Consider the following 22,616-nt stretch of genomic DNA (forward strand, 5'->3'; position numbering starts at 1 on the left):
AAAGTAGACCAAGTGCAATTTTGGCGGTAGCTAATATCCGGTCTGGTCGGGGAGCAGGCCCTGGACGTCGAGGCGGTCGGCCAGCAGGCCCGAGTTGTGCATCAGGTCGGCCACCCGCTGCAGCCGGATGCCGTTGAGCGACGCCGGGTACGAGCCGAGCGAGATCAGCGCGGCCGTGGTCGCGTCGATGTCGGAGAACTTCGGCAGCGCGTCACGCACGGTCGCCGGGTCCGTCGCGCTCTGCTGCGCGGCGCCGAGTGCGGTGCGGAACGCCCGCAGGGTCCGCGGGTTGGCCTGCGCGAACGGCTTGGCCGCCGCGTAGCCGGAGAGGGGGAAGTCCAGCGTCGACCCGCGGGCGCCGTCGGCCAGGATGTGCGCACCGAGATCCTTCTCGGCGCGGGTGATGTACGGCTCGATCATCAGCGCCGCGTCGGCGTCGCCGGCTTGCAGCGCCTGCGGCATCCGGTCGAACGGGATGGCCTTGAACTTGATCTTCGCCGGGTCGACGCCCGCGGTGACCAGCACCGACCGCGCGACGAGCGCGCCGACGTCGTCCAGCGTGTTCACCGCGATCTCGGGTGACTTCTTCGCCGTCGGCACGGTGTAGTCCGAGTCCGGCAACGTCACCAGCGCCATCGTGTTCGGCCCGGACGTGTAGGCCTCGCCCTGCAGCTGCAACGCCGTCCCGCCGGCCGCGGCGCGGAAGATCGCGATGTCGGAGGCGAAGGTGACGTCGAGGTCGCCGGCGGCCAGCTTCGCCAGCCCGTCGTCCGCGCCGAGCTCGACGAGCTGCACGGTCAGCCCCGCGGAACCGAATTTCCCGGCCGCGACGGCGATCCGCAGGGGGCCGTGTCGATGGCGTTGCCCACACCGACGCGCAGCGTGGTCCGCTCCAGCGGCGGCGGGGCCGCGGGGGTGCCGGAAGAGAACACACTGCACCCCGCGGTCGCCAGAAGCGCCGCTACCAGCGGAATCAGCAGTCCGCGTCCGATCATGAGCCTTCACCTACCGCGAGAATCTCGTTCTCGTGCTGGATCGTATGGTCCAGGCCCCATACGATCGCGGGCAGGGCCGTAACGTGCCGGCGCGGCTTTCGGATCTTCATGGGGCGGGCTACCGTCCAGTAGGTTCGAGGTGTCGTTCGATCCGCGGGTTCCCGCCCGCGGCGGAAAAGGAAACCAGGTGACCCGTCGCGACAAGCGTCCCCGCAAGGGCGGCGACGCGGCGGATCCGCGTCCGGCGGGCGGCCGGTGGCGGCTGCGCAACTGGCGTCTCGGCACGAAGCTCTTCGCCGTCCTCCTCATCCCCGCGCTGGCCGTGATCGCGCTCGTCGGCCTGCGGATCAGCTCCGACCTGCGCGACGCCCGCCAGCTCGCCGAGTTCGCGACGCGCGGCCGGGTCGACAGCACCGTCGCCGAAGCCTTGCACGAGTTGCAACGCGAGCGCGACCTCACCGTCCGGTTCGTTGCGCAGAACCGCCAGGGCGACACCGCGGAGCTCACCGGCCAGCGCACCCGAGTCGACCAGGCCATCGGCGCGTTCGAGCGGACGCTCGCCGAGAGCAGGCCGCGGCTGGACGCGAAGGCCGCGGAAAGCCTGCAGCAGACCGACGACCGGCTGCGCGTGCTCGGTGGCCTGCGGTTTTCCGCGGAGCACTCGGCGTTTCCCGCCGACGCCGTGCTGCGCTCGTACAGCGAGCTGATCTCCGGCCTGCTCGACATCAGCGACTCCGCCGCGGCCGACGTCTCCGACCCGGAGCTGGCGCGGATGCGGCTGGCGGGCAACGCACTGGCCCGGATCAAGGACCAGATGTCGGTCAAGCGCGCGGTGATGGCCGAGGCGCTCGCGGCGGGCACGCTCAACCGCGACCGCACGCGCGCCCTGCTCGGCGCGGAAGCCGAACTGGCCGCCGCGCGCAGCGACTACCGCACCTTCGCCACCCCCGACCAGCAGCGGATGTTCGACGACACGGTGATCGGCCTGGTCGTCGACATCGGCAACGACCTGGTCGAATCCGCGCTCACCCGCACCGAAAACGGCCAGAACCTCTCGGGTCTCGACCCGAACCAGTGGGACATCTCGGCGACGAAAACGGTGAACCTGGCCCACCAGGTGCAGCAGGCGCTGCTGGTCCAGTTGCAGGAACGCACCGACGCGCTGGCGGCCCAGGCCCGCACGGCCGCGCTGTGGGACGGCGGCGTGGTCCTCGGCGTCCTGCTCGTCGCCGGCGTGCTGTCGGTGGTCATCGCGCGCTCCCTGTTGCGCCCCTTGCGGATCCTGCGCCGGACCGCGCTCGAAGTGGCCGAGCACCGGCTGCCCGCGGCCGTGCAGAACCTGCTCACCGATCCCGAGCCCGCCCCGGAGAACCTGCGAAAACGGCTCGCCGTCGCGCCCGTTCCGGTGTTCACCCGCGAAGAGCTCGGCCAGGTGGCCAGGGCGTTCGACGCGGTGCACGGCGAGGCCGTCCGGCTCGCCGGCGAACAGGCCATGCTGCGCGAGAACGTCAACGCGATGTTCGTCAACCTCTCGCAGCGCAGCCAGGACCTCGTCGAACGGCAGCTGTCGGTGCTCGACCGGATGGAGGCCGACGAGCAGGACCCGGACACCCTCGCCGGGCTCTTCGAACTCGACCACCTCGCGACGCGGATGCGGCGCAACAGCGAAAACCTGCTGGTGCTCTCCGGGCACGACTCCGCGCGCGAGGACGCCGGCCCGGTGTCCGCCGACGAGATCATCGGCGCCGCGCTCTCGGAGGTCGAGCACTACCAGCGGATCGAGCTCGGCCCGGCCCCGCAGGTCGCGGTCCGCGGCGAGGCCGTCAACGACCTCGTGCACGTCGTTTCCGAGCTGCTGGAGAACGCGACGCGCTACTCCGGCGACGAGGTGGTCACCGTGTCGAGCGCGGAAACCCACGACGGCGACTGGCAGATCGAGATCATCGACCACGGCGCCGGCATGCCGCAGGCGGAGATCGACCGCACCAACTCCCGCCTCGCGCACCCGCCGGACGTCGACGTCGAGGTGTCGCGCCGGATGGGCCTGTTCGTCGTCGCGACGCTGGCCACACGCCACCGCATCGACGTCAGCCTCAGCGCGGGCACGGAATCCGGGCTGGTGGCGACCGTGCTCGTGCCCGCGGCCCTGATCGTCGAGCTGCCGCCGATGCCGGCGCCGCCCCCGCCCGCGGAGCCTGCCGCCGCCCCGGAACCGGAGCTGCTGGCGCCGCTCGCCCCGCTGACGCCGCCGGAGCCCGAACCCGAGCCGGAGCCGGAAGAGCTGTCACCGCCGTCGATCGAGGCAGGCCCGCCGCGCCGGGCGCCGGTGGTGGCCCGCGACCACGCACCGGAGTGGCCGACCGCGGACGAGGAAGCCCACCTTGACCTCGACGCCCCGACCGAGCGGATGCCGGCCTACCGGGACGTCCTGTCCCGCTGGTTCGACGCCTCCGCCGCGCCCGAGCAGCCGCGGAAGCCGGCCGAGCCGCGCCCGGTCGCCGAGGCGCCGCGGCCGGCCGAGCCCCGGCCGCGGCACGCCCTCGCCGCACCGCCGCCGCCCCCGCCCCCGCTGTCCCGGGAGATCGCGGCTCCCGAAGCGCCGCCGCAACGGGAGAACCACGCTCCGGCGCCCGTCGAGACACCGCTTTCTGGTGAAATCCGCGTGCCGAACCCGGACGACGAGGACACCGAACCGCGGCTGACACCCGTCGCGCCGCCCGCCCCGCCCGAGCCGGTGTACGCCTGGCCCACCCCCGCCGAACTGGAGCAGGAGGACGGCGCGGAGGACACCTGGCCGTTCCTGCAGCCGCTGGATTCCGCGGCCAGCCCGGGATCGGTGCCGGAGCAGCGGCCGATACTCTCTCTTTCCCCGGAAGCGGTGCGCGAGCGGATGACGAGCCTTCAAGGCGGCTTCCGGCGAGGGCGGCATGCGAGGGGGGACGACACCCGGAACCAGTGAAACGGATTGAGGCATGAGCTCGAAGACGCCCCTGCTGGAAGTGATCGCGCTGGACGCGGCGGACGCCGAAAGCGCGCAGGCGGGCGGGGCCGACCGCCTCGAACTGGTTGCGGACATGGCGCAGGACGGCCTGACGCCGTCGGTCGAGACCCTGCGTGACGTGCTTTCGGCGACCGACCTCCCGGTGCGGGTCATGCTGCGGGACAACGGTTCCTTCGCCGTCGGCGACCTGGAAGGCCTGCGCGCGGACACGGCCCGGCTGATCGACGCGGGCGCGCGGGAGTTCGTCTTCGGCTTCCTCAACGTCGACAGCGAGATCGACCTCGACGCCTGCGAGGCGCTGATCAAGGAGGTCGACGGCCTGCCGTGGACGTTCCACCGCGCCATCGACCGCACGCGCGACCCGTTGCGCGCCTACGACCAGCTGGCCGGGCTCGGCTGTGACACCGTGCTCGCCGCCGGTCACCCGAACGGCGTGGCGAGCGGCCTCTCGGTGCTGCAGCGGCTCGCGCAGCGCGACGGCGGGCCGGAGCTGCTCGTCGGCGGTGGCCTGCGCGCCCAGCAGGTGCACCTCCTGCGCGCGGGCGGGGTGCGCGGGTTCCACGTCGGCAGCGCGGTGCGGCCGGGTGGCTGGCAGGCGCCGGTCGACGCGCACGCCGTGCGCACCTGGGTCGATCTCGTCAAATCCTGAAGCGACGTCGCAAATCCCACGTCGAATCGGCGGAGTAGAACGATTTCTGCCGACTTTTTCGCGCACGGTCGGCAATCGTGGGGCGGCGCGTGAAAATGCATCCGGCCGGTGCAGAGCGCAGTGCTCGGCTGCGCGTGCCGCTGCACGGGCGTTTCCAGCTTTGACCTGGTTGGTGGCTGATTTTCCGGCAGCCGGGTGGCTACGGTTGTCCCGCATTTCGCGATCCGGCCGATCTTCAAGGAATCGATCTGCAGTGCGGGAGGCGGCGCCGTGTGCGCGCGTATTCAGTTCGAGAACTCGTTGCGTGGACAGCAGGAAACCAGGACTCCGACAATCAGGTGGATATCACTCACCTGGGGCCGGTTGATTCCCCGTGGCGGCCGCCCGGGCGTGGCCGCGCTGAGCCGGAAGGCGGAATCGTGACCGGCGCGATACCGCGTCAACGCGGAACCGAAACCTCGGAAGCCGAATTCGTGAAACTGGGGCTCGGCGGTTCCCTCGCCCTCACCGGGGTGCTGGCCGTCGTCAAGATCGCGGAAACCGCCACGGGTGTGGTGCTGACCGCCGCCGGGGTGTTCCCCGGCGCCAATCCCCCGACGGAACGAGCTCCGGCCCGGTCCGGCGGGGAATGAGCGGAGCTGCCCCGATCGGCAGCTCTCTACGGACGGAGGGCTGCCATGACCGGCAGTGACGGGCGGGAAGAACGGCGCGGTGCGCGCGTGGGTCTCGCCGACGTGCGCCAGCTCGAAGACAGCGTCGCGGAGCTCCGGGCCCTGGACTACCGCTACGGCGGCGGCTCGTGCCGGGCCGCCGTGGAATCGAGGTTGCCCGCCGCGGTGGCCCTGCTGGACGGCGTGACGAAAACGGTCGTACTGGCGCGGCTCTACACCGCGGTGGCCGACCTGTACAACCTGGCGGGCTGGACGAACTTCGACCAGGACCGCTCGGCCGCCGCGCTGGAGGCGTTCGCCCGCGCGCTGGAACTGGCCGTCGAAGCGGGCAACGACGACCTCCAGGCCAACATCCGCTACCGCGTCGGGCGGCTGCACCTGCACTACGGCGCGGTCGACGCGGCGCTGCTGGAGTTCGCGCGGGGCCGGGAGGCGGCGGTGTCGGCGCACTCCAAGCTGGCCCAGGCGATCCTGTCGGCGAACCAGGCGTGGGCGCACGCCATGAAGGCCGACGTCAGCGGAGCGCTGACCTACCTGCGCCGCGCCCGGCAGGAGTTCGCGGAGGCCGAGGGGCGCGAGCCGTCGCCGTGGGCGGCGTTCTTCGGGGCCACCGACATGGCGGCGATGGTCGGGACGGTGCACGGCGAGCTGGCGCAGGTGGTCGACGTCCGCCACGGCCGCGACGGGATCCCCGCCCTCGTCGAGGCGATCAGGGGCTACCCGCGTGGCATGACGCGCAGCCGTTCGCTGACCCTGATCTGGCTGGCCACCGTGCACGCGCTGGACGGCGATCTCGACATCGCCACCACGGTCGGCGAAGAGGCGGTCGAGCTGGCCGGCGCGTTGCGGTCGCCGCGGGTGCGGCAGCGGCTGGACTCGCTGGCGCGGGCCGCCCGCCGGTTCTCCGGCAACGCGGACGCGCGGGCGCTCGTCGAACGGGTCGAAACGGTCGGGCATTCCGGACAATAATCGGTTTGCCATGGGAAGGTAAACCCGCCGGAAAATGAAAATGGGATCCGTCGAAGCTCAGACAAAAGTAGGTTCCTCGGCGCGATCTCGGCTTCTTATGCTTCTCGGCAACCTGCGGCTGACATTGCGCGCAGGCCCGGTCCCCACCGCCGAGAGGAAATCCCCCCATGCGCTTGCGCAAGCTCGTCGCGGCCGCTGTGCCGCTGCCTGCGTTGCTCGGCCTCGCCGTGGCCGTCCCGGCCGCTGCGGCGTCGGAACCCCTGGTCACGCTGGCCGACAACGCCGCCCCGCTGGTCAACAGCGCCCGCACCGGCGACGTCGCGGCCGATCGGCCGATCACCGCCGCGCTTTCCCTGAAATTGCACAACCAGCAGGCGCTCGAGAAGTTCCTCGCTGATGTGCAGAATCCGGCATCGCCGCAATACCACCGGTTTCTGACCCCGGCGCAGTTCAATGCGAGGTTCGGTCCGACGCAGGCCGACGTTGACAAGGCCGTCTCATTTCTCGGGAAAGCAGGGGTGAGCGGGATCGAGGTTTCCGGCAACCGGCAGGCGATCACCTTCACCGGCACGGCGGCGCAGCTGGAGTCGGCGTTCCGCACCCGCATCGGGACCTACCACGACCAGGCGTCCGGTCGGGACTTCTTCGCCAACGACGCAGTCCCGGCCGTGCCGGCGAGCGTCTCGGACGTCGTGGGCGGTGTCGTCGGCCTCGACGACCACGCGGTGCGGACGCATTCCGCGAAGCCGCTCGCGCAACCGAAGGTCGTCAAATCGGTGACGCCGCCGGTGCTCAAGACCGCTTACGGCACCAGCAGCCTCTCGGCGACGGGCAGTGGCGTGAACGTCGGCTTCGTCGAGTTCGACGGCTACCAGAAGTCGAACATCACCAGGTACGACAGCACCTACGGCCTGTCCGCGGGCTCGGTGACGACGGTCCCGGTCAGCGGCGCGAACTACGATTCCTCCCCGGGCGACGGCCAGATCGAGGTCGAGCTCGACATCGAGGTCGTGCACGCGCTGGCCGCGGCGGCCAACGACTACGTGTACGAGGCCCCGAACTCGAGCGCCGGCGAACTGGCGATGTACCAGAAGATCGCGTCGGACGCGAAGGTCGACGTGGTCTCGATTTCGTGGGGCGCCTGCGAAGCGGCCGAAGGGTCGAGCGCGGCGAAGAGCGTCAGCAGCGCGATCGCGACCGGCACCGCGGAGGGCATTTCGTACTTCGCGGCGGCGGGCGACGACGGCACGACCGACTGCTACCGCCAGACCGGTTCGGCGGCCCGTGGGGTGGACTTCCCGGCGTCGAGCCCGAACGTGTCGGGTGTGGGCGGGACGAAGCTGAGCGTGACGTCGTCCAACGGCTACAGCAGCGAAGTGGTGTGGAACGACGGCAGCAGCGGCGGCTCGACCGGCGGCGGGATCTCGACGGTGTTCACGGCGCCGTCCTGGCAGTCCTCGCAGAGCACGACGTACCGCAAGGTCCCGGACGTGGCGGCGGACGCCTCCCCGACGTCGGGCTACTACATCTACAGCGCGGGAACGTGGGAGACGGTCGGCGGCACCTCGGGCGCAACGCCGCTGTGGGCGGCCTTCGCGGCACTGCAGAACCAGGTGCACGGAGGGGCACTGGGCAACCTGAACCCGAAGTTCTACTCGATCGGCAACGGATCGTCGTACGGCACGGGCTTCCACGACGTGACATCGGGCAACAACAGCCTCCACGGGACAACGGGTTTCACCGCGGCGACGGGGTATGACCAGGTCACGGGCTGGGGTTCGTTCAAGGCGGCGGGCCTGAGCGGCCTGATCGGCTGAGTAGGGGAGGTGGCGGGGCTGTCGCAAATTCGCGACAGCCCCGCCACCCATATCCGCCCATCTTCGGTGACACCATGTATTCGTGGCGAAACTGATGGCAACTCCCCGTGCGAGAACGCTCGGCTTCGGTCTGCGCGCGGCGAGGAAGGCGCGAAACCTCGGAGTCCGGGAGCTGGCGCGGCTGGCCGAGGTGGCGGCGCAGGATCTCTCGCACTGGGAGAAGGGCATTCGGGTGCCCTCGCCCGCCCAGCTGGGGATCCTGCTCGGATTCTTGAAGGTCGGCGTGGTGGAGCGAAACCGCTTGCTGGCCTTGGCGGCGACCGCCCAGGAAGCCGACTGGCTGGAAAGCACGGTGCCGGGGAGCGCGCTCGGTATCTCCGCCTACATCGCCTACGAGCGCTCGGCATCCACGATCTTCAACTGGGAGTCTGCCTTGGTTCCCGGCTTGCTGCAGACCGAGGACTACGCCCGGCTTGCCTTGCGGGCCGGCCGGCGGTCGCCGCTCGAGGTCGAGGAGCGGCTGCGTGCGCGGATGAGCCGCCGGGAAGTGCTCGGGGGTCGTTGGCGCCTGCCGTACGAGGTGCTGATCGCCGAGTCCGTGCTTCGCGGGCGGCTTGGCGGCGATGAGGTCATGGTGCCGCAACTCGAGCACCTGCACTCGATGGCGCAGCGGCCGAACATCACCGTGCGCGTTCTGCCGGACAGCGACGAGTTCCACGCGGGCCTGCACGGAGCATTCGTGAGCTTCGACTTCCCCGATCTCCCGCCGATCGTCTACCTGGAGCAGTACCTCAGCAGCGCCTATCTCTACAGCGAGGGGCAGGCGACCGAGTACCGGGCAGCCCAGCGAGCCATGGCCACACTCGCCCTCACCGAGCGCGATACCCACGCCTTGCTCCGTGAGGTCATCCTGGACCGCGGCGGATCATGTCTTCCCGAGCGAGTACGGCAGTAGACCTCGGTTCGGCCGCTTGGCGGGCTTTCCTTCGCAAGGCTAAGCGTTAACCTGTCCGCATGATCAAGCGCACGGTGCTGGACGCCACCCGTGAACTCCTCCGCGAACTCGGCCTCACCACGGTCTTCGGCAATCCCGGCACCACCGAGGTGCCGTTCCTCACCGACTGGCCCGACGACTTCGACTACGTCCTCGGCCTGCAGGAATCCGCCGTCGTGGCGATGGCCGATGCCTATGCCCAAGCCACCCGGCACGCCGTGCTGGTCAACCTGCACTCCGCCGGCGGGGTCGGGCACGGGCTCGGCAGCCTCTTCAACGCCTACCGCAACCGGACGCCGTTGATCGTCGTCGCGGGGCAGCAGATCCGGTCTCTCCTTCCGCACGAGCCCTTCCTCGGCGCGCTGGAAGCGCCCGAATTCCCCAAGCCCTACGTGAAGTGGTCCATCGAGCCCGCCAGTGCCGAAGACGTCCCGGCCGCCCTCGCGCGGGCCTACCACGTTGCCACGCAAGCACCTTCCGGTCCGGTCTTCGTCTCCGTCCCCGCCGATGACTGGTCCGTCACCACCGAACGGCCGATCGTCTCGCGCCCGCGGATCCGCGGGTACGCGCCCGATCCCGAGGCCGTCGACGAGCTCAACGCCGCCCTCGAAGCCGCCGAGCGGCCGGCGATCGTCGTCGGGGGTGCCGTCGACCAGGACGGGGCCGTCATCGAGACCGTTGCGCTCGCCGAACGGCTCAACGCCGCCGTGTGGGTCGCGCCGATGTCCTTCCGGTGCTCGTTCCCCGAAGACCACCCGCTGTTCCAAGGGTTCCTCGACCCCGAACGCGGGGCCGTCGCCGACGCGCTCGCGCCGTACGACCTCGTCGTCGTGCTCGGGGCGCCCGCGTTCACCTACCACGTCGAGCGCGGGCGCGGGGAAGCTCCGCTGCCGCCGCTGTTCATCGTCAGCGACGACGAGCAGGTCCTCGCACGCGCCTTCGAGGGCACCGGCATCCGCGCCACGCCGAAGCTGGGCATCCGCGCGCTGCTGAACGTCGTCGAGCGCAGCACGCGGCCCGCGCCCGCCCCGCGTCCGCGTCCCGCCAAGCCGAGCGCCGACGCGCTGACCGGCGAACTCGTCTACTCGACGCTCGCGGAGCTGTTGCCGGAGAACGCCCTGGTCGTCGAGGAGGCGCCCAGCCACCGCGGGATCCTGCACGACCACCTGCCGATCACGGCCACCGACACCGGCTTCCTGACGATGGCCAGCGGCACGCTCGGCTACGGCGTCCCCGGCGTGGTCGGCGCGGCGCTCGCCCGCCCGGACCGCAAGGTCGTCGGCGTGATCGGCGACGGCTCGAGCATGTACGGCATCCAGGCCCTCTGGACGGCGGCGCGCGAAGAACTCCCCGTCACGTTCGTGATCCTGGACAACAGCGAGTACGCGGCGGTCCGCATCCTCGGCGACGCGATCGGCGGCGCGAAGCTCCCGGGCACCGAACTGGGCGGCATCGGCTTCGCGGGACTGGCCGAAAGCATGGGCTGCCACGGCGTGACGATCACCGAGCCGGCGGATCTGGTCCCCGGCCTCACCAGGGCGCTCGCCGACCCGCGGCCGACGCTGGTCCACGTCAAGGTGGCGGCCTCGTCCAAGTCGCTGTACTGACCACCGCTGGTGGTCCACAGTGGACATCCACTGTGGACCACCAGCGGGTCAGCTGCGGGTCTTGCTCTCCTGGACGTCCGTGGCCTGTTCGGCCAGCTCCCACTCGGCGGCGTCCGACGCGGCCTTGACGGCCTCCGCCGGCGTGCCGCCGTGCAGCAGGCGGGCCACTTCGCCGCGCAGGGTGACGAACTCCGCCGACTCGCGCGTGGTGATCTGGTCGCGCTCGGCTGGCAGGTCCACCGGCAGGTCCGCCACGATCGAAGCCGGTGACTTCGACAGCACCAGCACCCGGTCGGACAGGTAGACGCTCTCGTCGATGTCGTGGGTGACGACCAGGACCGTGCTGCCCTGCTCGCGCTGCACGCGGCGGGTCAGGTCCTCGAGCTCGAAGCGCGTCTGGGCGTCGACCGAGGCGAACGGCTCGTCCATCAGCAGCAGCGCCGGGCGGCTGGCCAGCGCGCGGGCGATCGACACCCGCTGCTGCATGCCGCCGGACAGCTGCCACGGGTACTTGCCGCCGACGCCGGACAGGCCGACGTGCTCCAGCGCCTCGGCGGCTCGCGCCCGGCGTTCGGCCTTGGAGATCGGCCGCCACCGCAGCGGGAACTCGACGTTCTTCTGCACCGAAAGCCAGGGGAACAGGGATCGGCTGTAGTCCTGGAACACGACGGCCAGGTCGTCCGGCACGCCGGCGACGCGGTCGCCGTGCAGGCTGACCGTGCCGTCGGTCGCCCGCGTCAGCCCGGCGATGCAGCGCAGCAGCGTCGACTTCCCGCAGCCCGACGGGCCGACGATGCTGGCCAGCTGACCGGCTTCGACGGTGAACGAAAGGTTGTTCACCGCGGTGTGCGCCTTCGCACCGGCGCCGTAGGTGTGGCTGAGGCCGGACACTTCGAGCATGGTGGTCATGGGGAGAGGCCTTTCGAAGCGTCAGCCGCGGCCGAGGCGGGTCGGCTGCCAGGCCAGCACCCGCCGCTCCGCGGCCAGGAAAACCATGTTGAAGACGTAGCCGAGGATGCCCAGCAGCACCAGCCACGCCCACATGGTGGGGAAATCGAAGTCCTGCTGGGCGTTCAGCAGCGACCGCCCGATGCCGTTGTACGCACCGACGAGCTCGGACACGACCATCAGCAGCAGCGAGATCGACAGGCTGACCCGCAGCCCGGCGAAGATCTTCGGGGCCGCCGCCGGCAGCACGACCATGCCGAGCCAGTACGCCTTGGGCGTGCGGAACGACCGGGCCGTCTCCACCTTCACCTGGTCGACCGAGCGGACGCCGTCGACCGCGTTGAGCAGCACCGGCCAGACCGCGCCGAAGATGATCGACCCGATCTGCATGCCCGAGCTCAGCCCGAACAGCACCGCGAACACCGGGATCAGCGTGGGCGGCGGGATCGAGCGGAAGAACGCGAACAGCGGGCCGACGTAGTCCATCGCCGTCTCCGACCGGCCGATCAGCACGCCGAGGACGATGCCGACGACCGCGGCCAGCGCCCACCCGCCGAGCATCCGGGCCAGGCTGGGGACGACGTTGTCGAACACCGCGTCGGTGAGGAACAGATGTGACGCGGGCCCGGTGAACCACAGCTTCGCCGCGGTGGTCGCGATCTCCGTCGGCGGCGGGAAGAACCTGCTCCCGCCGGCCCGCGCGGCGAACTCCCACACGACCACCATGAGGGCGAAGAGCAGCCAGTTGCGCAGGACCGTGGCGGCACCGCGCGCGGCGCGCCTGCCCACCCGGCCCGAAAGGGTTGCCGCCGTCACGCGATCGCCTCCCGGTCGACCGTGCTCCACCGGAACAGCCGCCGGCCGAGCTGGTCGAGCCCTTCGTTGATCAGGTAGCCCAGCGTCCCGGCCACCACGGTGCCCGCCAGTACCAGGTCGAACCGGGTGGAACCGGTGCTGGCCACGATGATGAAGCTGCCGAGGCCGACCTGGGAACCGGCCAGGAACTCGACGCTGACCACGGCGATCAGCGCGATGGTCGCCGACAGCCGGACGCCGGTGAAGACGAACGGCGCGGTCTGCGGCAGCGCGACCGACGACAGGATGCGGAACCGGCTGGTCCCGCACGCGCGGGCGGTCTCCATCAGCACCGGGTCGATCTCGCCCATGCCGTAGATCGTGTTGAACATGATCGGCCACAGCGAGGCGTACACGGCGAGGATGATCTTCGCGTCCGGGCCGGAGCCGATCACGATCAGCACCAGTGGCACCAGCGCGGTGACCGGGATCGGCCGGAGGAACTCCACGATCGCGGCGGTGGCCGTGCGCAGGGCCGGGATGCTGCCGAGCAGCAGGCCGGCGGGCACGCCGATCACGATCGCGACCGCGATGGCGATCAGCCAGGCCAGCATCGTCGCGACGATGTCCCGGATGAACTCGGGGTCACCGAGCAGGTCCCAGACGGTGCCCAGCACGACGCTCGGCGGCGGGATGAACGTTTTGTCGACCAAGCCGACCTGGACGACGACCTCCCAGAACAGGAGGAAGCCGACCAGGCCGGCCAGGCCGCGGAGCAGTTTCTTCACGTCAGGCAGGTGATCAGCTGGTGGCCTGCGGCGCGATCATCGGCGCCGCGTCGACCTTGCTGGTGATGACGCCCATCTGCAGCAGCAGGTCGGGGACCCGCTGCAGGCGCCGGGCGTCCAGGACCGAGCCGTAACCCGGCAGGGTGAGCAGCTTGGCCGTGTCCTCGTCGATCTTCGCGTACTTGACCAGCAGCGGCTCGACCTTCGAGCGGTCGTTGATCGCGTCGCTGGTGGCCTTCTTCATCGCGCGCTGGAAGGCCGCGAGGGTCTTCGGGTTGCCCTGGACCCACTTCGTCGTCGAGCCGTAGCCGGTCAGCGGGAAGTCCTGGCTGGCGCCGGTGTTGATGTCGATGACCGGCGTCGCGCCGACGGTCTTCGCCGCCTGCGTGAGCATCGGCTCCGGCATGTAGGCCGCGTCCACCTGGTTGTCCTTCAGCGCCGCCGCCATGTTCGGCAGCGGGACCAGGGTCCACTTGACCCCGCTGAAGTCGACGCCGTGGTCCTTCATGACGGACTTGGTGAGGATGTCGGACGCGGTGTTCTTGGCCGTGATCGCGATTCGCTTGTCCTTCAGGTCGTTGACCGTCTTGACCGGCGAGTTCGGCACCGTGACGATGGCGTTGCTCTTCGCGTTCACCGACGTGCCGTCGGCGACCAGCTGGATGTCCTCGCCCTTGCCCTTGGCGACGAAGAACGGCGTGTACGTCGAGAGGGCGATGTCGACCTCGCCGGAGATCGCTTTCTGCATCGACTCCTGGCCGCTCTTGGCGACGATCTGCTCGACGTCGAGACCCTCGGCCTTGAAGTAGCCGCCGTCCAGGGCCAGCCAGAACGGCCCGAGGTCGGTGGTCGGCATGATGGAGACCTTGATCTTCGACTTCTCCAGGCCGCCCCCGTTCGACGAGGCGTTCGAGCTGTCCGAGCCGAGCGCACTGCAGCCGGTGAGGGCCGTGGCGGCTGCGACCGTGAGGGCGAGCCCGAGCGCGGCGCGGCGAGTGCGAACCCGGCCACTGCTCATGGCGTTTCCAAGCAAGGCCTGCTCCTTGAAGAAAGTGACGGTTGGGGAACCGATTTCAGTGGAAGTGCGTGACTCATTCTCGGGAGCCACGCGGGCCACTGTAGAGAACGTGACAGCTCGCTCACAATGGGTGGAACGACTACCGGACCGAGTGGCGCACGTCACTCTTTCGGCCTCTGGTCTAGACCCACTGCTCCACTCGCCGTAACGGTTTACCCAGCGTAGGGTGAGGTTCCTGAATCAGCGATGACTTCTGTGCGCCGACTGAGCGAACGCTGTGCAAGATTGAGCGGGTCCTGTCGGGAGGGTTACATCTTCCCCGGCCGTTCGCTACCCTCTGCACCTGCGGGGAGGTATCAACCTCCGATGTAGTGAGAGAGAGTGCCTGGATGGCCGATCAAGCAGTCCCACTTCGGTGTACCAGCACACACTGTGCTTTTCCTGAGAGAATCTTCCCCGCGAAGACCACTGCCTGGCCGGGCACAACCGCCGCGCCGGTGGGTTAGGGCCAACCAACAGACCGATGCAAGACCAGCGCAGGGACCCGACCGTGATGCTCGAGCTGAACCGATTCCGTCCGCCCGGACGGGGTTCAGGAACCCCCAGTGTCGACACTGGAGACGATCTTTTCACCCGTACGGGTAGCGTCTTGCGCTGGGCTCCTTCCGATGGGCCGGAGCGCCGGAACGCCGGGAGCGTGCAGACGAGTGGCTGAGGAGAACGCGATGCGCCCTGGCGGGCGCTGGACCGACCAGGGTTTCCCGAGCACGAACGATGATGGTGGAGCGGCGGTGCCGAACGAAGACGCCGCGGGGGTGGGAGGGGCCCCCGCGCAGTCGCCCGGAGCGGATCCGGGCCGGAAGGCCGGGCTGTTCTCCGGCATGCGTGACTGGCGGCTGCGGTCCAAGCTGGCCGCGGTCCTGATCATCCCGACCCTCACAGCGCTCGCACTGGGCGCGGTACGCGTGATCGACGACGCCCGCGAGGCGGCCGAGTTCCAGCGCACCGCCGACCAGGTCGCGTTCGCCGTCAAGGTCACCACAGTGGTGCACGAGCTGCAGAACGAACGCTCGCTGGCCGTCGCCCGGATCTCTTCGGGCAACCAGCTGCTGCAGACCGGGCTCGACTCGCAGATCGCCAAGGTCGACCGCGAAGTCGCCGACCTGCGCGGCGCGGCCGGCACCCTCGGCTACGACGACCAGGCGACCAAGGACCGCTACGCCCGCGGTCTCCAGCGCCTCGACGCCCTGCGTCCGCTGCGAGCGGCGTTCAACGCCCAGAACAGTCTGCCCGACATGACGGTCCTCACCGCCTATTCGGGCATCATCGACTCGCTGATCGAGCTGGGCCGCGAGGTCACCACCGCGGTCACCGACCGGGACGTGCTCCGCCTCGGCACGAGCACGCAGGCGATCAGCGAGGCCAAGGAGTTCACCACCCGCTCCGACGCCGAGCTGCAGATCGCCGCGTTCCGCGGCAACTTCCCCGGCGACCTCCTCGACCAGACGCGCGCGTCGGCGTCCAGTGCCGACGCCTCGGTCGCGGCCTTCCTCGCGAACGCCGACGACGACCAGCGCCAGCTCTACAACGACACCTACTCCGGCCCGGAGGTCGACGACCGGCGGCGGATCCAGACGTCGGCGTTCTCCTTCGCCCAGCTGGGTGACCCGCCGAACATCGACACGACCGCGCTCGGCAAGGACAGCACCGTCTCGGCCGACAAGCTGCACGCGGTCGAGTCGAACCTGCTGGCCCAGCTGAAGACCCGCGCCGACGACCTCGCCACGGCGGCGGTCAACTCCGCGTGGGTCGGCGGTGCCGTGGTCCTCGCCGCGCTGGCCCTCGCCGTCGCGCTGATGCTCGTCGTCGCCCGCCTGATGCTGCGCCCGCTGCGGGTGCTGCGGAAGAGCGCGCTGGACGTCGCCTACACCCGGCTGCCGGAAACCGTGCAGGCGATCCTCGACGACCCGGACCCGGTCGGCGCCTCCAAGAAGGCCGTCCAGCCGGTGCCCGTCACCTCCCGCGACGAGATCGGCGAGGTCGCGCGGTCGTTCGACATCGTCCACGAACAAGCCGTCAAGATGGCCGCCGAGCAGGCCCTCCTGCGCGAGAACGTCAACGGCATCTTCGTGAACCTGTCCCGCCGGTCGCAGCGGCTGGTGGAACGCCAGCTCGGCGTGATCGACCGGCTGGAAGCCGACGAGCAGGACCCGGACCACTTGGCCAGCCTGTTCGAGCTCGACCACCTCGCGACGCGGCTGCGGCGCAACGGTGAGTCCCTGCTGGTGCTCTCCGGCGCCGGCCTGGCCAAGTCGGTGCCCAAGCCGGTGCCCGCCGCCGACGTCATCGGCGCCGCGGTGTCCGAGATCGAGCAGTACGCCCGGATCGAGGTCGGCATCGTGCCCGACGTCGCGGTCCAGGGCCTGGCGATCCACGACCTCGTGCACGTCCTCGCGGAGCTCCTGGACAACGCGACCTACTTCTCCGAGCCGGAGACGAAGGTCATCGTCCGGGCCGTGGTGACCCGCCGCAAGGCGCTGGCCATCCAGGTCACCGACCACGGTGTCGGCATGAGCGAGGAGCGGCTGGCCGAGGTCAACGCCCGCCTGGCCGACCCGCCGGACCTGGACGTGTCGGTGACCCGGCGAATGGGTCTGTACGTGGTTTCGCGGCTGGCCAAGCGCCACGGCATCGAGGTCCGGCTGCGCGAGAACGAGGACATCGAAGGCGGCGTGATCGCGCGGGTCGTCGTCCCGGCCGAGCTGCTGACCCAGCTCCGCCCGGGCATGCAGCGGCAGACGCCGCCGCCGGCGAACCGCTCCGAGACGTCGATGTCGATGCCGAGCATCCCGCCGATCCCGGCCGCGCGCTCGGACTTCGACCAGACGCAGACATTCGCGCAGACACCGCCCCCGCGCTCGAACCCGACGCCGGCACTGCCACCGCCGCCCGCACCCGAGCCGGTGGCGAGCCAGGGCGGCCTGGTGCCGCTCGACCAGCCGATCAGCCTGGACGACCTGGTCAGCGGCGGCCGCGCGGCGGGCCCGTTCCTGTCGCCCGAGCTGCCGAAGCCGGAGACGCCAGCCTGGCCGACCGCCGAGGACCTGGCGCCGCTGACGCCGTCGTCGAACGGTGACGGGGCCAGCTCTCGGGCCGCCGACACGCAGTTCGCGCCGCTGGTGCTGCCCAAGCGCGAGCCGAAGTTCGTGCCGCCGGAGGAGCCGCCACCGGCCCCGCCGCCGCCCGCGAACGAGGTCGGCTCGTCGGCGCTCGAGGACGATGTACCCACCCGGCGGTTGCCGATCTACCAGTCGGTGCTGTCACGCTGGTTCAGTGAGGGTGACGACTCGGCCGCCGATCCGGTGCCGCCGCAGAGCGACGGGGAAGACCCCAACCTGCCGCCGCTCAACGGCATCGACGAGCCGGCCAGGGTCGCCCCGAAGGCCGAGCCGGTTCGTGACGAGCTCCAGCCGACCGCGGCCACCCGGCACCCGCTCCTCCCCGCCGACGACGGCTGGCACAGCGCCTCCGACGACGGCTGGCAGGCGGCGCAGTCGCTGCTGGAGTCGAAGAACGAGGAGATCACCCCGGCCGGGCTGCCCAAGCGCGTCCCGAACGCCTACCTGGTGCCGGGCTCGATCAGCAGTCCTTCGGTCGACGCTCCGCCGCAGAACAGCTTCGCGGACAACACCGCGGGCATGCCCGGAACGGGTGCGATCACCCGCTCGGCGTCCGCGGCGCGGAGCAGGATGGCAAGCTTCCAGCGGGGCTACACCTCGGGACGGCACGCTTTGAAGGAACTCCCGGGCGAAGAACAGCTGGAAAGCAGCAGGGTTCCGGGGCGTGGCAACACCACAGACAGCAGTGAGGAGTGAAAGTGACACGGGCGGGTGCAATGCAGCCGGGTGGCTCCGCGCAGCCGAACGGCCAGGCGCATGCCAAGGCGAACAATGCCGGCAGCTTCGCTTGGCTGATCACGGATTTCGTGCACCGGGTGCCCGGCGCGGCCCACGCGGTCGTGGTGTCGGCCGACGGCCTGCTCCTGGCGGCTTCGCGTGGCCTGCCGAAGGACCGGGCGGACCAGCTGGCGGCGGTGGCGTCGGGGCTGACCAGCCTCGCGCGCGGCGCGGCCAAGGTGTTCGAGGGCGGCACGGTGGCGCAGACCGTGGTCGAGATGGCCAACGGTTTCCTCTTCCTCATGTCGGTTTCCGACGGTTCGTGTCTGGCGGTTCTGGGGTCGCCGGAGAGTGACATCGGCCTGGTCGTCTACGAGATGACCCTGCTGGTGGAGCGGGTCGGCCAGCAGCTGACTCCGGAGATGCGGGCGCAACTGCAGGGTGCGGCCGTCCGCCGCTGAGGACCTGGGAACCGAGGAGAGAGCCGTGGACGACGGGCGCTTGAGGGGTGATGGGCGGCTCGGTGACGACTTCTCCGGCGGGTGGTCCGACCAGTCGGACGAGAGCCGGGAGGACTGGCAGTCGTTCCGTGACCGCGTCGACCGCGAGTGGCGTGCGCGGCGGGTGCAGGCGTCCGACAGCGACCCCGTCCGGGAGCCACCGAACTGGCTGACCGACAGCAACGCCGGGCAGGAGCCGATCCGGCCGATCGCCGGCGGCACCGAGTACCGCGACCGCCTCCTCGGCGGTCCGGGCGCGGAGCTGTTCGGCGGGTCGAGCGGGCCGCTGTACGACGCGCGTGACTTCGCGGCGTACACGACCGAGCGCGACTTCGGGGCGGGTCCGGACTCCGGTGAGTTCGCCGCGGCGCTGCCGCAGCAGGCCCACCAGGAGTACGTCGACGCGCCGCCGCCGACGGAGATGGAGACGTCCGGGCTGGTCCGGCCGTACTTCCGGACCCGGGGCCGGACGAAGGCGACCCTCGACCTGGCGATCGAGGCGCTGATTTCGACGAGCGAACAGGGCCGGATGCTCGACCGGGTCCGGGTGCCCGAGCACCGGTCGATCTGCGACCTGTGCCTCGACACCAGGTCGGTGGCCGAGGTGGCGGCGCTGCTGCGCCTGCCGCTCGGCGTGGTGCGCGTGTTGATTGGTGACGTGGCGGGCCTCGGGCTGGTGCTGGTGCACTCCAGCAGCCCGACCGTGGGCGACCGCCCGAGTATCGAGTTCATGGAAAGGGTGCTCAGTGGGCTTCGGAGAATTTGACTCCGACGCGAACGCGCCGCAGGTGACGGGTCCGACCTCGTCGGCCAAGATCGTGGTCGCCGGCGGGTTCGGTTCGGGGAAGACAACGCTGGTCGGGGCGATCTCCGAGATCGACCCGCTGACCACCGAGGCCATGATGACCGAGGCCAGCGTCGGACACGACGACACCTCGGCCACGCCCAACAAGACCACCACGACCGTGGCGATGGACTTCGGGCGCATCTCGCTGGACTCGGACCTGGTGCTGTACGTGTTCGGCACCCCCGGTCAGCACCGGTTCTGGTTCATGTGGGACGACCTCGCGGTCGGCGCCATCGGCGCGGTCGTGCTGGTGGACACGCGGCGGCTGGCCGACGCGTTCCCGTCGATCGACTTCTTCGAGAACCGGAAGCTGCCCTACGTCGTGGCCATCAACTGCTTCGACCGGCTGCTGCACCACCAGATCGAAGACGTCCGGCACGCGCTCACCATCGCGCCGTCGGTCCCGATCATGGCGTGCGACGCGCGCGAGCGGGAGTCCGCGAAGCAGGTGTTGATCTCGGTCGTCCAGCACGCGATCGCGCACGATTCGGCGTTGCGCGCGGGCTAGCCCATGACGCCCCGAACCGGATGCGGCCGTTGGAGTGAACTCCACGTGCTTCACCCACTTCGGGGAGCGCCGTCACCGTCCGGAGGAGCAGCCTCCCGGCGCGGTCCGGCGGCGCCGGGTGCCGGCGTCCCCGGCACCCGGGCTGACCTGCGCCGATGGCGAGCGGGTGCGCGCCGCCGGGTGTCCCCCGGACGGGGGAGGCGAGCTGGGCTGCCGCCGATCCCGGCCGCGAGCACACGTAGGGTGCGCAGCGGCCGGCCGGTGGCGGGCTCGACACCACCGGCGGTGCGAATACGCTTTACCGTGGCGTCGCCGACCGGCCGTGCCGGGCGCTCCGGGGTGCGGCGGGCGACGCCGCACGAGCAAGGAGGAGCAGGAGTGACGGCTTCCGGCCAGGGTTCGTTCGGCTGGCTCATCACGGACTTCGTCCGCCGGGTGCCCGGCGCCGCGCACGCGGTTCTGGTGTCCGCGGACGGGTTGCTGCTGGCGCCGTCGGAAGGGCTGCCCCAGGAACGCGCCGAGCAGCTGTCGGCGGTCGCGTCCGGGCTGATCAGCTTGACGGCGGGGGCGGCGCGCTGCTTCGAAGCGGGCGGCGTCAACCAGACCGTGGTGGAGATGGAGCGCGGCTACTTGTTCCTGATGTCCGTTTCGGACGGTTCGTCGCTGGCCGTGCTGGCCGCGCCGACGTGCGACATCGGCACGGTCGCCTACGAGATGACGCTGCTCGTCGAGCGGGTCGGCCAGCAGATCACCCCCGAGCTGCGCGCCCAGCTGCAGGGTGGCGTGCGTGGGTAGGGCGAGATGAGGATTTCGGGATTCGACGATCCGGACTCCAGCGGCTGGGACGCACTGCACCGCGGCACCGAGCGCGAGGGTTTCGATTCGCCCAGCAAGTTCGACATGTCGACGTTGTCGATGATCATGCCCAAGCGCAAGCCGTCCCGGCCGCAGCCGGACGCGCAGGGGTACACCGACGAGGACACCCGCGAGTGGGGCTCGTCGGCCGACGACGAGGACGACTACGCGGAGCCCGCCGAGGAGCCCACGGGCCGCCGGGCCAGGCGCTCGCCGTCGCCGGAGTACGCGCGTCCTGAGGCTCTTCCTGGCCGGCGCTCGGCGGAGCACGCCGGCGAGCCGGTGGGTTACCAGGGCGGACGTGCGCCGGAGTCCGGGAGCTTCCCCGGCGGCTATTCGCCGGGGTACGCCGACGACGAGCCGGCCCCGGCCCGCCCGGCGTTCGGCGGCTACCAGGGCCGCCGCCGCGCCCCGGAGCCCGCCGACCCGCTGGGCTTCGAGGGCGCCCACTCGCCGGTCGTCGGCGACGACGGCTACGACCCCGTCGAGCCGGAGTGGCAGGACGACGAGCGGTTCGAGCCGGAGCCGCCGCCGCTGGAGCCCGCGTGGACCCCGCCGCGGGGCGCCCGCCCGCCCGCGCCGCCGTCCCACCAGCCGCTCGCCCCGCGCCCGCCCGCGCCCCGTCCGCCGGCCCCGCGGCCGCCCGCGCCGGTGTCGCGGCCGCACCCGGTGTCCCCGCCCGCGCCGGTGGCACCCCCGCCGTCGTGGGCCCCGCCGCCCGCCGACTGGACACCCCCGCCGGACCCGGAGACCCGCTGGATCCCGAACCCGGAACCGTGGGAGGACCCGGCCTGGAACGAACCGGCCCGGGTGGCGAGCCCGGTCCCGGTCGCGTCACCGGGCTCGCGGGTCCGCCCGTACGCCCGCACGGGCGGCCGCACCCGTTCCGACCACAACCTGGCCCTGGAGGCCCTGGTCTCGACGTCGGACGACGGCCGCCGCTACCGCGGGGTGCGTTCGGTCGAGCACCGCCGGATCTGCGACCTGTGCCTGGACACCCGGTCCGTCGCCGAGATCGCGGCCCACCTGCGGCTGCCGCTGGGCGTGGTGAAGGTGCTGGTCGGCGACATGGCCGACATCGGACTGGTGCTGATCCACCAGACCGAGCTCATCCTCGGCGACCGCTCGTCCCGCGAGTTCATGGAACGCGTCCTGGCCGGTCTCCGCGCGCTCTAACCGGCCGCGGTGAAGTCGAGCGCGAGGGTGTTGCCCGGCCCCGGGACGACGGCGTTGATCATCGGCGTCGCCGAGCCGCAGTTCTCGAAGGCCCCGATCGCGTACGTCGATTCGAGGCGGCCGCCGGTACCGGGGGTGAAGTCGCCCGACGTCAGCTCGGTCGTCAGCGGCTCGGCCGTGCCGCATTCGCCGACGTCGTAGGAGACGCCGTTGACGCGGACGTCCGTGAGCGTCACCGGCCAGGTCGCCGAGCCGGAGAAGCCGCCGGCCAGCGAGCCTTCGGCGTGGCCGGGTCCGAACGTGACGGTGCCGCTGACCTGGCCGACCCCGGGCAGCGACCGGGTCACCACGGCCGGGGGCAGCGTGATCGTCCCGGAGAAGGTGCCGGGTCCGGTGTCCAGCTCGGCCCGGCCCGGCCCGAGCTCGAGATCGGTGTCCGGCTTCGCGATGTGCGTGGTCCCGCGGACGGTGTACGCCGAGTGCCCCGCCGTGGCGAAGCCCGTCCCGCTCACCACCGCCGCGACCGCCAGTGCCGTGACCCGCGTTCCCCGCTTCATGATCAAGGCCTACCACCGGCGCGGC

General features: G+C 71.0%; 18 protein-coding genes and 1 pseudogene. 13 read left to right on the forward strand and 6 right to left on the reverse strand.

Features of this window, described 5'->3' with window-relative positions; genetic code table 11:
• Positions 1–30 precede the first annotated feature (30 nt).
• Positions 31–995: pseudogene (locus tag HUT10_RS31655) on the reverse strand (ABC transporter substrate-binding protein).
• A gap of 187 nt (positions 996–1,182) precedes the next feature.
• Between HUT10_RS31655 and HUT10_RS31660 the strand changes: the two are divergent.
• The 7 genes from HUT10_RS31660 to mdlC all read left to right on the forward strand — a co-directional run bounded on the left by HUT10_RS31660 (position 1,183) and on the right by mdlC (position 10,703).
• Positions 1,183–3,954: a nitrate- and nitrite sensing domain-containing protein gene (locus tag HUT10_RS31660; RefSeq protein ID WP_176174540.1), complete on the forward strand. Its 2,772-nt coding sequence runs from the start codon at positions 1,183–1,185 to the stop codon at positions 3,952–3,954.
• Positions 3,955–3,967: 13 nt separating this feature from the next.
• Positions 3,968–4,645, forward strand: coding sequence for a copper homeostasis protein CutC (locus HUT10_RS31665; RefSeq protein ID WP_176174541.1), 678 nt, complete (start codon positions 3,968–3,970; stop codon positions 4,643–4,645).
• 473 nt (positions 4,646–5,118) lie between these two features.
• A complete protein-coding gene (locus HUT10_RS31670) occupies positions 5,119–5,277 on the forward strand; it encodes a hypothetical protein (protein ID WP_254897104.1) in 159 nt (52 codons plus the stop codon).
• A 45-nt stretch (positions 5,278–5,322) separates the two neighbouring features.
• Positions 5,323–6,285, forward strand: coding sequence for a hypothetical protein (locus HUT10_RS31675; protein ID WP_176174543.1), 963 nt, complete (start codon positions 5,323–5,325; stop codon positions 6,283–6,285).
• 167 nt (positions 6,286–6,452) lie between these two features.
• Positions 6,453–8,102 carry a protease pro-enzyme activation domain-containing protein gene (locus HUT10_RS31680; protein WP_176174544.1) on the forward strand — a complete coding sequence of 550 codons (1,650 nt, stop codon included), beginning with the start codon at positions 6,453–6,455 and terminating at the stop codon, positions 8,100–8,102.
• An 82-nt stretch (positions 8,103–8,184) separates the two neighbouring features.
• A complete protein-coding gene (locus HUT10_RS31685; protein ID WP_176174545.1) occupies positions 8,185–9,057 on the forward strand; it encodes a helix-turn-helix transcriptional regulator in 873 nt (290 codons plus the stop codon).
• A 59-nt stretch (positions 9,058–9,116) separates the two neighbouring features.
• Positions 9,117–10,703 carry a benzoylformate decarboxylase gene (mdlC, locus tag HUT10_RS31690; protein ID WP_176174546.1) on the forward strand — a complete coding sequence of 529 codons (1,587 nt, stop codon included), beginning with the start codon at positions 9,117–9,119 and terminating at the stop codon, positions 10,701–10,703.
• Positions 10,704–10,751: 48 nt separating this feature from the next.
• On the opposite strand, the gene HUT10_RS31695 is transcribed toward mdlC, so the two are convergent.
• From HUT10_RS31695 to HUT10_RS31710, 4 genes are read right to left on the reverse strand one after another with little or no spacing between them, the layout of a single operon-like run.
• The gene (locus tag HUT10_RS31695; RefSeq protein WP_176174547.1) at positions 10,752–11,612 is read right to left on the reverse strand and encodes an ABC transporter ATP-binding protein; all 861 of its coding nucleotides are present in this window, start codon (positions 11,610–11,612) and stop codon (positions 10,752–10,754) included.
• A gap of 21 nt (positions 11,613–11,633) precedes the next feature.
• Positions 11,634–12,467: an ABC transporter permease gene (locus HUT10_RS31700; RefSeq protein ID WP_176174548.1), complete on the reverse strand. Its 834-nt coding sequence runs from the start codon at positions 12,465–12,467 to the stop codon at positions 11,634–11,636.
• A complete protein-coding gene (locus HUT10_RS31705; protein ID WP_176174549.1) occupies positions 12,464–13,234 on the reverse strand; it encodes an ABC transporter permease in 771 nt (256 codons plus the stop codon). Before HUT10_RS31705 ends, HUT10_RS31700 begins: the two co-directional genes overlap by 4 nt.
• Positions 13,235–13,247: 13 nt before the next feature.
• Positions 13,248–14,252, reverse strand: a complete 1,005-nt coding sequence (locus HUT10_RS31710) for an ABC transporter substrate-binding protein (RefSeq protein WP_176174550.1) — start codon at positions 14,250–14,252, stop codon at positions 13,248–13,250.
• Positions 14,253–14,977: 725 nt separating this feature from the next.
• Here HUT10_RS31710 and HUT10_RS31715 point away from each other — a divergent pair.
• The 6 genes from HUT10_RS31715 to HUT10_RS31740 all read left to right on the forward strand — a co-directional run bounded on the left by HUT10_RS31715 (position 14,978) and on the right by HUT10_RS31740 (position 22,034).
• The gene (locus tag HUT10_RS31715; protein ID WP_176174551.1) at positions 14,978–18,127 is read left to right on the forward strand and encodes a nitrate- and nitrite sensing domain-containing protein; all 3,150 of its coding nucleotides are present in this window, start codon (positions 14,978–14,980) and stop codon (positions 18,125–18,127) included.
• A 20-nt stretch (positions 18,128–18,147) separates the two neighbouring features.
• Positions 18,148–18,609: a roadblock/LC7 domain-containing protein gene (locus HUT10_RS31720; RefSeq protein WP_003085376.1), complete on the forward strand. Its 462-nt coding sequence runs from the start codon at positions 18,148–18,150 to the stop codon at positions 18,607–18,609.
• A 25-nt stretch (positions 18,610–18,634) separates the two neighbouring features.
• A complete protein-coding gene (locus tag HUT10_RS31725; RefSeq protein ID WP_176174552.1) occupies positions 18,635–19,414 on the forward strand; it encodes a DUF742 domain-containing protein in 780 nt (259 codons plus the stop codon).
• Entirely contained in the window at positions 19,395–20,003 is a 609-nt protein-coding gene (locus HUT10_RS31730) for an ATP/GTP-binding protein (protein WP_043776338.1), read from the forward strand. The genes HUT10_RS31725 and HUT10_RS31730 overlap by 20 nt, the downstream gene beginning before the upstream one ends.
• Positions 20,004–20,381: 378 nt before the next feature.
• The gene (locus HUT10_RS31735) at positions 20,382–20,798 is read left to right on the forward strand and encodes a roadblock/LC7 domain-containing protein (protein WP_043776340.1); all 417 of its coding nucleotides are present in this window, start codon (positions 20,382–20,384) and stop codon (positions 20,796–20,798) included.
• 6 nt (positions 20,799–20,804) lie between these two features.
• Positions 20,805–22,034 carry a DUF742 domain-containing protein gene (locus tag HUT10_RS31740; protein ID WP_176174553.1) on the forward strand — a complete coding sequence of 410 codons (1,230 nt, stop codon included), beginning with the start codon at positions 20,805–20,807 and terminating at the stop codon, positions 22,032–22,034.
• Here HUT10_RS31740 and HUT10_RS31745 read toward each other — a convergent pair.
• On the reverse strand, positions 22,031–22,591 hold the full coding sequence (locus HUT10_RS31745; RefSeq protein ID WP_176174554.1) for a hypothetical protein: 561 nt from the start codon (positions 22,589–22,591) through the stop codon (positions 22,031–22,033). The genes HUT10_RS31740 and HUT10_RS31745 overlap by 4 nt on opposite strands.
• Positions 22,592–22,616: the final 25 nt, after the last annotated feature.

Origin of the sequence: Amycolatopsis sp. Hca4 (assembly GCF_013364075.1) — a bacterium.
In the GTDB taxonomy this organism is placed as follows: Bacteria; Actinomycetota; Actinomycetes; order Mycobacteriales; family Pseudonocardiaceae; genus Amycolatopsis.